Origin of the sequence: Streptomyces abikoensis (assembly GCF_014648775.1) — a bacterium.
GTDB classification, from domain to species: Bacteria; Actinomycetota; Actinomycetes; order Streptomycetales; family Streptomycetaceae; genus Streptomyces; species Streptomyces abikoensis.
In genome coordinates this window covers 383,816-397,276 of sequence record NZ_BMRT01000003.1, presented here as the reverse complement: position 1 = coordinate 397,276, position 13,461 = coordinate 383,816, and the positions used below count along the sequence as shown (strand labels likewise).

Below are 13,461 nucleotides of genomic sequence, written 5' to 3'. Positions count from 1 at the left end.
CTGATCGTGCCGTCCCCACGCGGTATCGCCGTCGCGGCCCTTGCGGATGTCGCATGCCATCAACCACGGCCACACCAAGGAGAGTCATCGAGCGATGGCCGGTCCCGCCTTCCGCGCCGCTGCCGTCCGAGTGCGCACCCCCGCCACCAGCGCCAATCTCGGTCCCGGCTTCGACGCCCTCGGCCTGTCCCTGGGTCTCTACGACGATGTCGTGGTCCGGGTGGCGGAATCGGGGCTCCACATCGACATCGCCGGTGAGGGCGCCGAAACCCTCCCGCGCGACGAGAGTCACCTGCTCGTACGGTCCCTGCGCACGACCTTCGACCTGCTCGGCGGCCAGCCGCGCGGCCTGGAGGTCGTCTGCGCCAACCGCATTCCGCACGGCCGGGGTCTCGGCTCCTCCTCCGCCGCCATCTGCGCGGGCATCGTCGCCGCCCGCGCGGTGACCATAGGCGGGGCCGAGAAGCTCGACGAGGCGGCCATGCTGGAGCTGGCCACCGAGATCGAGGGCCACCCGGACAACGTCGCGGCCTGTCTGCTGGGCGGGTTCACCCTCGCCTGGATGGAGTCCGGGGTGGCGCGGGCCATTCGGATGGACCCGGCGGATTCCATCGTTCCGGTGGTCTTCGTACCGTCGGCCGCCGTGCTCACGGAGACCGCGCGGGGCCTGTTGCCGCGCAGCGTCCCCCATGTGGACGCGGCCGCCAACGCCGGGCGTGCCGCACTCCTCGTCGAGGCCCTGACCAGGCGTCCCGAGCTGCTGCTGCCGGCCACCGAGGACCGGCTCCACCAGGAGTACCGCGCTCCGGCGATGCCGGAGAGCGTGGCCCTGGTCAACCGACTGCGGGCGGACGGCGTCCCCGCGGTCATCTCCGGCGCGGGCCCCACGGTGCTCGCGCTGGTCGAGGACGGTGCGGCCGACAAGGTCGCACGGCTGGCGGGCGAGGGATGGGCGGCGAACCGCCTGGCCCTCGACTCCGGGGGGACGAGCGTGCTGCCGCTCGCCTGACCAGCGGCGAGACAGCGGTGCCCGGGGCGTCCAGGGGGTGTCCCGGGCCAGGAAAAAACACGATTGCCGGTCTTGGAGAGGGGGAATGTTCGTGGGATCCGGTAGTGTTAACCTCAAGTCTGCACCCGAAGCCACATCGGCTCGGTGCTCTGTGTCCCGATCAGGGACCGCTTTTCTTCCGGGAGCCTCCCCAACTGCCTGAGCAGCCTGCCTGAGCAGTTTCGAGCACGCTCCGGAATCGGCGTGGGCGACATGAGTGAAGCGTTATGTCGTGCCCTTCCCTCATTCTTCACGCCGGTAGCAACGCACTGATTTCTTCCGCCGTGACAACCGGCGGACCACCGCCCCGGCCCGGTCCGCGACGAAGGACCGCAGCCGGACAGCACAACCGGTCGCCGAGCCAGACAGGCCGACGCCCGCTCCAGGGAAGGACCCCTTCGTGAGCGACACCACCGATCTGATGGGCGTGAACGCCGACAGCTCCGTCGGCAATGCCTCCGCGCCCGCCACGGACGCTCCCGCCGCGCCCGCCACCGGTGCTGCCACCGCCCCCAAGCGGCGCCGCTCGGGCACCGGCCTCGACGCCATGGTCCTGGCCGAGCTCCAGCAGCTCGCTTCCGGCCTCGGCATCAAGGGCACCGCGCGGATGCGCAAAGGCCAGCTGATCGAGGTCATCAAGGAGAAGCAGGCCGGTGGCGGCGCCGCCGCGCCCGCCAAGACCGAGGCCGCCGCGGCGGCGGCCGAGGCCAAGCCGAAGCGCCGTGCGACCTCCCGGGCCCGTACGGGCGAGGCCGCGGCCGAGAAGCCCGCCGAGAAGGCTGCCCAGCAGCAGATCGAGATCCCGGGCCAGCCGGCCGGGGACGAGGCGCCGGCCGGTGAGCGCCGTCGCCGGCGCGCCACCGCCCCCGCGGGCAGCCCCGAGCAGGCCGCCGCCGAGGCCCGTACCGAGGCCAAGGCCGAGGTCCGCGTCGAGGAGCGCGCCGAGGCCAAGGCCGAGGCCGCTGTCGACACCGCCGAGGGCAAGGCCAAGGGCGAGCGCCAGGACCGTGCCGAGCGCGGCCAGAAGGGCGAGCGCCGTGAGCGTGGCGAGCGCGGCGAGCGCCGTGAGCGCGACCGCCGTGGCGGCCGCGACGGCGAGGCCGGTCAGCAGCAGCGTGGCGACCGTCAGCAGCAGCGCGACCGCGGCCCCCAGGGCGGCCCGCAGGACGAGGACGACTTCGACGGTGGCCGTCGTGGCCGTCGCGGCCGCTACCGCGACCGTCGTGGCCGTCGTGGCCGCGAGGAGTTCGGCGCCGGTGAGCCGCAGCTCGCCGACGACGACGTGCTGATCCCCGTCGCGGGCATCCTCGACATCCTCGACAACTACGCCTTCATCCGGACCTCCGGCTACCTGCCGGGCCCGAACGACGTCTACGTCTCCCTGGCCCAGGTCCGCAAGAACGGCCTGCGCAAGGGCGACCACGTCACCGGCGCGGTCCGGCAGCCGAAGGACGGCGAGCGCCGCGAGAAGTTCAACGCGCTCGTCCGTCTGGACTCGGTCAACGGCATGGCGCCCGAGACCGGCCGCGGCCGTCCCGAGTTCGGCAAGCTCACCCCGCTCTACCCGCAGGACCGCATGCGGCTGGAGACGGACCCGGGCGTGCTGACGACCCGCATCATCGACCTGGTCGCCCCCATCGGCAAGGGCCAGCGCGGTCTGATCGTGGCCCCGCCGAAGACCGGCAAGACCATGATCATGCAGGCGATCGCCAACGCGATCACCACCAACAACCCCGAGTGCCACCTGATGGTCGTCCTGGTCGACGAGCGTCCGGAAGAGGTCACCGACATGCAGCGGTCGGTCAAGGGCGAGGTCATCTCCTCGACCTTCGACCGCCCCGCCGAGGACCACACCACGGTCGCCGAGCTGGCCATCGAGCGCGCCAAGCGCCTCGTGGAGCTGGGTCACGACGTGGTCGTCCTGCTGGACTCGATCACCCGTCTGGGCCGCGCGTACAACCTGGCCGCCCCGGCCTCGGGCCGCATCCTGTCCGGTGGTGTCGACTCCACGGCGCTCTACCCGCCGAAGAAGTTCTTCGGTGCCGCGCGCAACATCGAGGACGGCGGCTCGCTGACCATCCTGGCCACCGCGCTGGTCGAGACCGGCTCGCGGATGGACGAGGTGATCTTCGAGGAGTTCAAGGGCACCGGCAACATGGAGCTCAAGCTCGACCGGAAGCTCTCGGACAAGCGCATCTTCCCGGCCGTGGACGTGGACGCCTCCAGCACCCGCAAGGAGGAGATCCTGCTGGGCGGCGAGGAGCTGTCCATCGTCTGGAAGCTCCGCCGGGTGCTCCACGCGCTGGACTCGCAGCAGGCCATCGAGCTGCTCCTCGACAAGATGAAGCAGACGAAGTCCAACGCCGAGTTCCTGATGCAGATCGCCAAGACCACGCCGTCGCCGGCCAACGGCAACGACTGATCCCCGGCGACCGCCGTCAGGGCCTCACGGGCCCGCGGAACCTCCCCCGTCACCTCCATGACGGGGGAGGTTCCGTTTTTTGTGATCTTCCCGTGACCTTTTGAGATATCCGCCACAGCGGGACGCCGCCGAAATGGCCGGAACCGGTGCCCCCGGAATGACCGAAATCGCAGGTGGCAGTGGGCGGAACGCGATCACACGGCGCACTTTCGCCACAGGTTTTCTAAGACGGTCCTCAGAATCCGCTGTGCAACCCTGACGCAGACTTCCCCGTCAACCAGCAGGGGGCGAACGTACAGCGAAGGACTGAGGAGCGCATGGCCGACGACAGCAGGGGTTCGCGGGCTTCGCACCGCCGCCGTGCCGGGGGGCGCGGTCGCCGCCGCAAGCCTCCCGTGCGCCGCAAGGGCCGCCGAATAGCCGCCTGGAGCGCCGGCGCCCTGGTGCTGCTCGGCGGCACCGGCGCGGGGTTCCTCTACTTCAAGCTCAACGGCAACCTCAGCAGCGTCGACATCAACGGCGCGCTGGGCAAGAACCGGCCCCAGAACATCGACAACGGCTCGATGGACATCCTGGTCCTCGGCTCCGACTCCCGGGCCGGCGCGAACAACAAGTACGGCCGGGACGAGGGCAGCTCCCGCTCCGACACGGCGATGATCGTCCACGTCTACGCGGGTCACCAGAAGGCCAGCGTCGTCTCCATCCCGCGCGACACCATCGTCTCCCGTCCCGAGTGCGTGACCCCGAGCGGCAAGACGGCCCCGGCGGTCAAGCGCGAGCAGTTCAACGAGGCGTACTCGATCGGCGGCGCCGTCTGCGCGGTCAAGACCGTCGAGGCGATGACCGACATCCGCATGGACCACTACATGGAGGTCGACTTCGCCGGCTTCCAGAAGCTGATCGACAACCTGGGCGGCGTGGAGGTCACCACCACCAAGCCCATCAACGACAAGTGGAGCCACCTCAAGCTGGACGCGGGCACCCACAAGCTCAACGGCGAGCAGTCCCTCGGCCTGGTCCGCACCCGCCACGGCGTGGGCGACGGCAGCGACCTCGGCCGGATCAAGCTCCAGCAGGCCTTCATCAAGGCGCTGATCAACCAGGTGAAGTCCATCGGCCTGTTCACCAGCCCCACCAAGCTCTACGGCATCGCCGACGCCGCCACCAAGTCGCTGACCACCGACAAGGACCTGGCCTCCGTCGACAAGCTCTACGGCTTCGCGAACAGCCTCAAGGGCATCAGCTCGGAGAACATGCACATGGTGACCCTCCCCGTGGGCCCCGACCCCCGCGACCAGGACCGCGTGGTCCCGCTCACGGAGCAGTCCACGCTCCTGTGGCAGGCGCTGAAGAACGACCAGCAGATCCCCGAGGCGGCCGTCAAGGACGGCGACGGGGCGAAGACCCAGGCCGACGGCGTCGTCAAGTAGCCCCGGCGTCCCCCGTCCGAGCTGCGGGAATATCCGGCGGCCACCCCCCGTTTTGGGGGATACGGCCAGTACTGGCAGACTGGTACGTCGGCCCCGGTTCACGTACGGCAATCCCGCCTGTGCGACCCGGAGCCCTCCCGAACCTAGGAGAACCCTTGAAGCGCGACATCCACCCGGAGTACGTGGAGACCCAGGTCAGCTGCACCTGTGGCGCCTCCTTCACCACTCGTAGCACCATCGCCGCCGGCAACATCCGCGCCGAGGTCTGCTCCGAGTGCCACCCGTTCTACACGGGCAAGCAGAAGATCCTCGACACCGGTGGCCGTGTGGCGCGGTTCGAGGCCCGCTTCGGCAAGCAGGCCGCGGCCAAGAAGTAGCGACCCGCAGGCGCCGGTCCTCGGGCGCCCAGTTCACCCTGGGCGCCCGGACCGGCGCTTTGTCGTCCAGCAGGCCCGTCACTTCCAGCAGCTAGGGAAACTTGATGTTCGAGGCAGTCGAGGAACTGATCGGCGAGCACGCCGACCTCGAGAAGCGGCTCGCCGACCCCGCCGTGTTCGCGGACCAGGCCAACGCCCGCAAGCTCAACAAGCGCTACGCCGAGCTGACCCCGATCGTCGGGACCTACCGCGCCTGGAAGCAGGCCGGCGAGGACATCGCCACGGCGCGCGAGCTCGCCGCCGAGGACCCCGACTTCGCCGCCGAGGTGAAGGAGCTGGAGCGCGGCCGCGAGGAGCTCACCGAGAAGCTCCGCCTGCTGCTGGTCCCGCGCGACCCCAGCGACGACAAGGACGTCATCCTCGAGGTCAAGGCCGGCGCCGGCGGCGACGAGTCCGCGCTCTTCGCGGGCGACCTGCTGCGGATGTACCTGCGCTACGCCGAGCGCGTGGGCTGGAAGACCGAGATCATCGACTCCACCGAGTCCGAGCTCGGCGGCTACAAGGACGTCCAGGTCGCCATCAAGACCAAGGGCGGCAACGGCGCCACCGAGCCCGGCCAGGGCGTCTGGGCCCGGCTGAAGTACGAGGGCGGCGTCCACCGCGTCCAGCGCGTGCCCGCCACCGAGTCCCAGGGCCGGATCCACACCTCCGCGGCCGGCGTGCTCGTCACGCCCGAGGCCGAGGAGGTCGACGTCGAGATCAACATGAACGATCTCCGCATCGACGTCTACCGCTCCTCCGGCCCCGGCGGCCAGTCCGTGAACACCACCGACTCCGCCGTGCGCATCACCCACCTGCCCACCGGTGTGGTCGCCTCCTGCCAGAACGAGAAGAGCCAGCTCCAGAACAAGGAGCAGGCCCTGCGCATCCTGCGCTCCCGGCTGCTGGCCGCCGCCCAGGAGAAGGCCGAGGCCGAGGCCGCGGACGCGCGCCGCAGCCAGGTGCGCACCGTCGACCGTTCCGAGAAGATCCGCACCTACAACTTCCCGGAAAACCGCATTTCGGACCACCGTGTCGGTTTCAAGGCGTACAACTTGGACCAGGTGCTCGACGGCGAGCTGGACGCGGTCATCCAGGCGTGCGTCGACGCGGACTCGGCGGCGAAGCTCGCCGACAACCAGTAATCTCCGCCCCGACCGCACGCCCCGCCGACCCGGCGCCCGACAAGAAGTGAGGAAGGCCCAGTGAACCTGCTGCTCGCCGAGGTGGCCCAGGCCACCCAGCGGCTGGCCGACGCCGGCGTACCTTCCCCCCGCTTCGACGCGGAGGAACTCGCCGCGTTCGTCCACGGCGTCAAGCGGGGGGAGCTCCACAACGTCAAGGACGCCGACTTCGACGCCCGGTACTGGGAGGTCGTCGCGCGCCGTGAGGCCCGTGAGCCGCTCCAGCACATCACCGGGCGGGCCTTCTTCCGCTATCTGGAGCTCCAGGTCGGCCCCGGCGTCTTCGTGCCCCGCCCGGAGACCGAGTCGGTCGTCGGCTGGGCCATAGACGCCGTACGGGCCATGGACGTCGTCGAGCCCCTGATCGTCGATCTGTGCACGGGCTCCGGCGCCATCGCGCTCGCCCTCGCCCAGGAGGTGCCGCGCTCGCGCGTGCACGCCGTGGAGCTGGACGAGACCGCCCACTCCTGGGCCCGCAAGAACACCGAGGGCACCCGGGTCCGGCTCCACCAGGGCAACGCCCTGACGGCCCTGCCCGAGCTGGACGGCCAGGTCGACCTGGTCATCTCCAACCCGCCGTACATCCCGCTCACCGAGTGGGAGTACGTCGCCCCCGAAGCCCGCGACTACGACCCCGAACTCGCCCTGTTCTCCGGCGAGGACGGCCTGGACACCATCCGCGGCCTGGAGCGCACCGCGCACCGGCTGCTGCGTCCCGGCGGCGTCGTCGTCATCGAGCACGCCGACACCCAGGGCGGCCAGGTGCCGTGGATCTTCACCGAGGAGCGGGGCTGGGCCGACGCGGCCGACCACCCCGACCTCAACAACCGCCCCCGCTTCGCGACCGCCCGCAAGGCGATGCCCTGATGGTCCCGGCGGCCGTCACCGGCGAACGACACCAGACAGAGATTCCGTACGAGGAGGTCCGTTAGATGGCACGGCGATACGACTGCAGCGACGCGACCGACCGCAAGACCGGCCTGCGCGAAGCGGCCGCCGCGGTCCGCCGCGGCGAGCTGGTCGTGCTGCCCACCGACACCGTCTACGGCATCGGTGCGGACGCCTTCAGCCGCGAGGCCGTCGGCGACCTCCTGCACGCCAAGGGCCGGGGCCGGGGCATGCCCTCGCCCGTCCTCGTCGGCTCCCCGAACACCCTCCACGGCCTGGTCACCGACTTCTCCGAGCAGGCGTGGGAGCTCGTCGACGCCTTCTGGCCCGGCGCCCTCACCCTCGTCGCCAAGCACCAGCCGTCGCTGACCTGGGACCTCGGCGAGACCCGCGGCACCGTCGCGATCCGGATGCCGCTGCACCCGGTGGCCATCGAGCTGCTGAGCGAGTTCGGGCCCATGGCCGTCTCCAGCGCCAACCTCACCGGCCACCCCGCGCCGCAGAGCTGCGACGCCGCGCAGGACATGCTGGGCGACTCGGTCTCCGTCTACCTCGACGGCGGCCCGACCCCCGCCGACGTGCCGTCCTCCATCGTGGACGTCACCGGCAAGGTGCCCGTCCTGCTGCGCGCCGGCGCCATCAGCGCCGAGCAGCTCCGCGAGGTGGTACCCGATCTCGAGGTGGCCAATTGATCGCCCCGCAGGGGCGTGGCATAGCGGGACCGGACACCTCCACCGACACCTTCCGCATCCTCCACGTCAGCACCGGCAACGTCTGCCGCTCGCCCATCACCGAGCGGCTGACCCGCCATGCCCTCACCCGCCGGCTCGGCGACCCCTACGCGGGCGGCCTGGTGGTGGAGAGCGCGGGCACCTGGGGCCACGAGGGCGCGCCCATGGAGGCCCACGCGGCCACCGTCCTGGCCGACCTCGGCGCGGATCCCCACGGCTTCATCGGCCGTGAGCTCCTCGACGAGCACGTCATCCGCGCCGACCTGGTCCTGACCGCCACCCGCGACCACCGCGCCCAGGTCATCTCCATGGGGCACTCGGCGGGCCTGCGCACCTTCACGCTGAAGGAGTTCACCCGGCTGGTGCGGGCCATAGACCCCACGACCCTCCCGGACCCCGAGCGGGCCGGCGGGGTGGTCGAGCGCGCCCGCGCCCTGGTGCAGGCCGCCGCCGCCCTGCGCGGCTGGCTGCTGGCGCCCAACGCGGAGGCCGACGAGGTCCACGACCCCTACGGCGCCCCGATCACCTTCTTCCGCTCCATCGGCGACGAGATCAACCAGGCGCTCGACCCGGTCGTCACCGCGCTCACGGGAGTCTCCACCCGGGCCTGAGCCCCGCCTCGCGCCGGGTGGTCCGCCGCCGCGCGATATACCACCCCACAATCGGACAAATCGCCCGATCGCGGGCCTACAGTGGGTCCTGAGACCGTCGCGCCGCACAGCCCGGAGCCAGCGATGACCATCAGCCCCACGCCCACCAGGGACGCCGGCACGTCCCGTGCCACCGCGACCGGGACCCGGCCCCCGGCGCTCCCCGCCTGGGGACGCGGTTTCGCCGCGCTCACCCGCACCGACCCCGAACTCGCCGGGCTCCTCCTCGCCGAGGCCGAGCGCCAGGCGACCGGGCTCCAGCTCATCGCCGCGGAGAACTTCACCTCCCCGGCCGTCCTCGCCGCCCTCGGCTCCCCGCTGAGCAACAAGTACGCCGAGGGCTACCCCGGCGCCCGCCACCACGGCGGCTGCGAGCTCGTCGACCTCGCCGAGCGCACCGCCGTCGAACGCGCCAGGGCCCTCTTCGGCGCCGAGCACGCCAACGTCCAGCCGCACTCCGGCACCGCCGCCGTCCTCGCCGCCTACGCGGCCCTGCTGCGCCCCGGCGACACGGTCCTGGCCCTGGCCCTGCGGGAGGGCGGCCACCTCACCCACGGCTCGCCCGCCAACTTCTCCGGCCGCTGGTTCGACTTCGCCGGCTACGGCACCGACCCGGACACCGGCCTCATCGACTACGCGGAGCTGCGCGCCCTGGCGCGCGAGCGGCGGCCCCGCGCCATCGTCTGCGGCTCGACGTCCTACCCCCGCCACCCGGACTACGCGGCGTTCCGCGAGATCGCCGACGAGGTGGGCGCGTATCTGATCGTCGACGCCGCGCACCCCATGGGGCTGATCGCCGGGGGAGCGGCCCCCAACCCCGTCCCGTACGCCGACATCGTCTGCGGCACCACCCACAAGGTGCTGCGCGGGCCGCGCGGCGGGCTGCTGCTGTGCGGCGCCCGGCTCGCGGACCGGGTGGACCGGGCGGTCTTCCCGTTCAGCCAGGGCGGCGCCCAGATGAACACCGTCGCGGCGAAGGCCGTCGCCTTCGGCGAGGCCATGGCGCCGGCCTTCACCGACTACGTCCACCGGGTCACGGCCAACGCCCGGGTCCTGGCCGGGGCACTGGCCGCCGAGGGGCCGCGCGTGGTCACCGGGGGCACCGACACCCACCTGGTCGTCGCGGACGTCTCCCCGCTGGCCCTGGAGGCCGCCACGGCCCGCAGGAGGCTCGCGGCGGCCGGGATCGTGCTGGATGTCTGCGGGCTCTCTCCCGGGCCCGCACGCGGCCTGCGGATGGGCACGGCGGCCGTCACCACCCAGGGGATGGGCGAGGCCGAGATGGAGCGCGTGGCGGCCCTCCTGGGGGCCGCCCTGCGCGGCGACCGCCCCGAGGGCCGGCTGCGGGTGGAGGTGGCCGAGCTGGTCGCCGGCTTCCCGCCGTACCGCGCGGGAGGATGAGGCCGGCGCCCAAGAGGCCACCGCCCGGCCGAGGTGATCCACAACATGCCCAGTTGTGATCATTTGCAACCGGGGCCGGGCACCTTACGTCTTCCCCTCCGTTCACGGTTCGGGGGCGGACCCGAATATGGTGTGAGGCTGTGATGTCCAGCGCTATCCCTGGGGCAGCCCGTGCGTGAATACCTGCTGACGTTGTGCGTCACCGCGGCGGTCACCTACCTGCTGACGGGCCCGGTGCGGAAGTTCGCGATCGTGGCCGGCGCCATGCCGGAGATCCGCGCGCGCGACGTCCACCGGGAACCGACGCCCCGCCTCGGCGGTATCGCGATGTTCGGCGGACTGTGCGCGGGCCTGCTCATGGCCGCCCACCTGTCCAACCTCAAGTCCGTCTTCGAGCTCTCCAACGAGCCACGGGCCCTGCTCTCCGGCGCCGGGCTCATCTGGATCCTCGGCGTGCTGGACGACAAGTGGGGCGTGGACGCCCTGGTGAAGCTGGGCGGTCAGATGATCGCCGCGGGCGTCATGGTGCTCCAGGGCCTGACGATCCTGTGGATCCCGGTGCCCGGGGTGGGCTCCGTCTCGCTGACGCCGATGCAGGGCACGCTGCTGACGGTCGCGCTGGTGGTGATCACCATCAACGCCGTGAACTTCGTCGACGGCCTCGACGGCCTGGCCTCGGGCATGGTGTGCATCGCCGCGGCCGCGTTCTTCATGTACGCCTACCGGCTCTGGTTCGGCCACGGCCTGGAGGCCGCCGCCCCCGCGACGCTCTTCGCCGCCGTGCTGATGGGCATGTGCCTGGGCTTCCTGCCGCACAACATGCACCCCGCGCGGATCTTCATGGGCGACTCGGGCTCGATGCTCATCGGCCTGGTCATGGCCGCCGGCGCCATCTCCATCACGGGCCAGGTCGACCCCGACGCCCTCAAACTGTGGGCGGGCTCGGAGCGGGCCGCCATCCAGGCGATGGTGCCGGTCTACATCCCCCTGCTGCTGCCGCTGACGGTGATCGCGGTGCCGGTGGCCGACCTGCTGCTGGCGATCGTGCGGCGTACCTGGAAGGGGCAGTCGCCCTTCGCCGCCGACCGGGGGCACCTCCACCACCGGCTGCTGGAGCTCGGCCACTCGCACAGCCGGGCCGTGTTCATCATGTACTTCTGGTCGGCGCTGATCGCCTTCGGCACGGTGGCCTACTCGGTGAACTCGGCGAGCGTCTGGGTGCTGCTGCTGATCGTCGCCCTGAGCGCGATGGGCCTGGTGCTGCTGCTGATGCCGCGCTTCACGCCGCGGGCGCCCAGGTGGGCGGAGCGGTTCGTTCCGCCGCGCTACCGGCGGCGCAAGACCGTCGCTGCGGTGCCCGTGGCGACGGTGGAGGACCGCGGCGAGGAGGAGCCGGTGCCCGCCGGGCTGCACGGGGCGACGGCCATCGGCGACCGGTCGCGTTTCGCCCACGCCCGGAAGATCGGCAGCAACCACTGAGGTCCCGCGAGGGCGCCGCATTAGCAGAGATCCACTGGCTCCGTCAGCCCCATGACCAGGTGCTTGACCCCTGCGTGTGACATGCGGCACACGATGTAGGTAAAGACCTCATCAAATAGTTTGTGATACCGTTCACGAAACCCTTGGTAGAGCCGAAGGACCGTAGTGCGACGGCCCTTCAGTCGCGCTGCGCGTCTCATTCCCGGGGATACGCTCGTTCACGACGAATCGTTGCTTCCAACCCTTCGCCGGAGAAACCCTTCATGCAGTCCAACGACGCCCGAACGCTTCTTCAGTGCGCCGTCCCCACCGCCGTTGTCGGCGTGGTCGCCGTCGCCGTCAGCGCCGTGGTCGCCGGCGGCAAGGGTGGGCTCGGCGCTGCCATCGGCGTGCTCCTCACCGGTGCCGTCATGGGGACGGGGCTGATCATCCTGAACCGCACCGCGCGGCTTCTGCCTCACCTGTTCCAGGCCATGGGTCTGCTGCTTTACACGACACAGATCCTGCTCGTGGCCGTTTTCCTTCTGGTGTTCAAGGACACGACGCTCTTCAACACCAAGAGTTTCGCCTTCTCGCTGCTCGCCGCGACCCTCGTGTGGATCGGGGCCCAGGCGCGCGCCTACATGAAGGCGAAGATCCTTTACGTCGATCCCGAGTCCGGAGACGCCAAGAAGTCCGCTCCGGCCGGGTCGACGTCATGACCGGTAGGGCCGGGATAAACGCTCGTGTGCTCACCTGCTATCGTCCGGTGCCATCTGAGGTGCAGCGGACGCAGGCAGCCGAATCCCCGGGTCCCACGGGTTCGAATCGGCTTCCCGTGCAGCTGGCGCCTGCGATGACCGCCGGCTCGTGGCCGGCCTGCCGCACCCCTATCCGTAAGTCCAGTCCAGTGCCGTTCCGTGGCTGCACGCCGCGCCGACACAACGAGGTTGCCGTACCTATGCGCCACGCTGAAGGAGCTCGCGGTGAGTGCTGACCAGACGCTGCTCGCCTTCGAGACCGATTGCCACATCTTCGAAGGGTGCGGCTTCCCGGCCCCGGGCCTCCACTCGTTCGTCTTCGAGCCGCTTTTCAAGATCGGCGGTATCGAGTTCAACAAGCCGATGCTGCTGGCCATCCTCGGCTCGCTCGTCGTCGTGGGGTTCTTCTGGGCGGCGTTCGGCAAGGCCAAGGTGGTCCCGGGCAAGCTGCAGATGATCGGTGAGACGGGCTACGACTTCGTCCGCCGGGGAATCGTCTACGAGGCGCTCGGAAAGAAGCAGGGCGACAAGTACGTCCCCTTCATGGTCTCGCTGTTCTTCTTCGTCTGGATCATGAACCTCTGGTCGATCATCCCGGTGGCCTCGTTCCCGGTGACGTCGATCATCGCCTACCCGGCCGGCCTGGCCCTGGTCGTCTACGTGATGTGGGTCTTCCTGACCTTCAAGAAGCACGGTTTCACGGGCGGCTGGAAGAACATCACCGGCTACAACAAGGAGCTGGGCTGGGTCCTCCCGCTGATCGTGGTGATCGAGGGCCTCTCGAACCTGATCATCCGGCCCTTCACCCACGCGGTCCGGCTCTTCGCCAACATGTTCGCCGGTCACCTGCTCATCGTGATGTTCACGATCGCCAGCTGGTACCTGCTGAACGGCATCGGCATCGCCTACGCCGGCGCGTCCTTCCTGATGACGGTCGCGATGACCGCCTTCGAGGTCTTCATCCAGGCAGTCCAGGCGTACATCTTCGTCCTCCTGGCCACCAGCTACATCCAGGGCGCGCTCTCCGAGCACCACTGAGCCAGCCCGCTCCCGCCCCCCCCATCCACACAGA

Annotated in this window: 12 protein-coding genes; all 12 read left to right on the top strand. The window is 70.5% G+C overall.

All coding sequences use genetic code 11. From position 1 onward, the window contains the following. Window positions 1-94: 94 nt before the first annotated feature. The 12 genes from thrB to atpB all read left to right on the top strand — a co-directional run bounded on the left by thrB (window position 95) and on the right by atpB (window position 13,427). Window positions 95-1,009 carry a homoserine kinase gene (gene thrB, locus IE096_RS12050; protein WP_189451420.1) on the top strand — a complete coding sequence of 305 codons (915 nt, stop codon included), beginning with the start codon at window positions 95-97 and terminating at the stop codon, window positions 1,007-1,009. A 439-nt stretch (window positions 1,010-1,448) separates the two neighbouring features. Next, on the top strand, window positions 1,449-3,470 hold the full coding sequence (rho, locus tag IE096_RS12045) for a transcription termination factor Rho (protein ID WP_189451419.1): 2,022 nt from the start codon (window positions 1,449-1,451) through the stop codon (window positions 3,468-3,470). A 317-nt stretch (window positions 3,471-3,787) separates the two neighbouring features. After that, complete coding sequence (locus IE096_RS12040) at window positions 3,788-4,900, top strand: LCP family protein (protein WP_189451418.1); 1,113 nt, start codon at window positions 3,788-3,790, stop codon at window positions 4,898-4,900. Between the two features lie 155 nt (window positions 4,901-5,055). Beyond that, the gene (gene rpmE / locus IE096_RS12035) at window positions 5,056-5,277 is read left to right on the top strand and encodes a 50S ribosomal protein L31 (RefSeq protein WP_189451417.1); all 222 of its coding nucleotides are present in this window, start codon (window positions 5,056-5,058) and stop codon (window positions 5,275-5,277) included. 104 nt (window positions 5,278-5,381) lie between these two features. Beyond that, window positions 5,382-6,461 (top strand): peptide chain release factor 1, encoded by a 1,080-nt coding sequence (gene prfA, locus IE096_RS12030; protein ID WP_189451416.1) that lies wholly within the window; start codon window positions 5,382-5,384, stop codon window positions 6,459-6,461. Between the two features lie 60 nt (window positions 6,462-6,521). Beyond that, on the top strand, window positions 6,522-7,367 hold the full coding sequence (gene prmC, locus IE096_RS12025) for a peptide chain release factor N(5)-glutamine methyltransferase (RefSeq protein WP_189451415.1): 846 nt from the start codon (window positions 6,522-6,524) through the stop codon (window positions 7,365-7,367). Window positions 7,368-7,432: 65 nt separating this feature from the next. Beyond that, a complete protein-coding gene (locus tag IE096_RS12020; RefSeq protein ID WP_189451414.1) occupies window positions 7,433-8,080 on the top strand; it encodes an L-threonylcarbamoyladenylate synthase in 648 nt (215 codons plus the stop codon). Next, entirely contained in the window at window positions 8,077-8,730 is a 654-nt protein-coding gene (locus IE096_RS12015) for an arsenate reductase/protein-tyrosine-phosphatase family protein (RefSeq protein ID WP_189451413.1), read from the top strand. Before IE096_RS12020 ends, IE096_RS12015 begins: the two co-directional genes overlap by 4 nt. Before the next feature lie 123 nt (window positions 8,731-8,853). After that, window positions 8,854-10,170 carry a serine hydroxymethyltransferase gene (glyA, locus tag IE096_RS12010; RefSeq protein ID WP_189451412.1) on the top strand — a complete coding sequence of 439 codons (1,317 nt, stop codon included), beginning with the start codon at window positions 8,854-8,856 and terminating at the stop codon, window positions 10,168-10,170. A gap of 171 nt (window positions 10,171-10,341) precedes the next feature. Then, on the top strand, window positions 10,342-11,649 hold the full coding sequence (locus IE096_RS12005; protein WP_229820117.1) for an MraY family glycosyltransferase: 1,308 nt from the start codon (window positions 10,342-10,344) through the stop codon (window positions 11,647-11,649). A gap of 263 nt (window positions 11,650-11,912) precedes the next feature. Continuing rightward, on the top strand, window positions 11,913-12,350 hold the full coding sequence (locus IE096_RS12000) for a Cg1360 family ATP-synthase-associated protein (protein ID WP_189451411.1): 438 nt from the start codon (window positions 11,913-11,915) through the stop codon (window positions 12,348-12,350). A gap of 264 nt (window positions 12,351-12,614) precedes the next feature. Continuing rightward, window positions 12,615-13,427, top strand: a complete 813-nt coding sequence (gene atpB, locus IE096_RS11995; RefSeq protein WP_229820116.1) for a F0F1 ATP synthase subunit A — start codon at window positions 12,615-12,617, stop codon at window positions 13,425-13,427. Window positions 13,428-13,461: the final 34 nt, after the last annotated feature.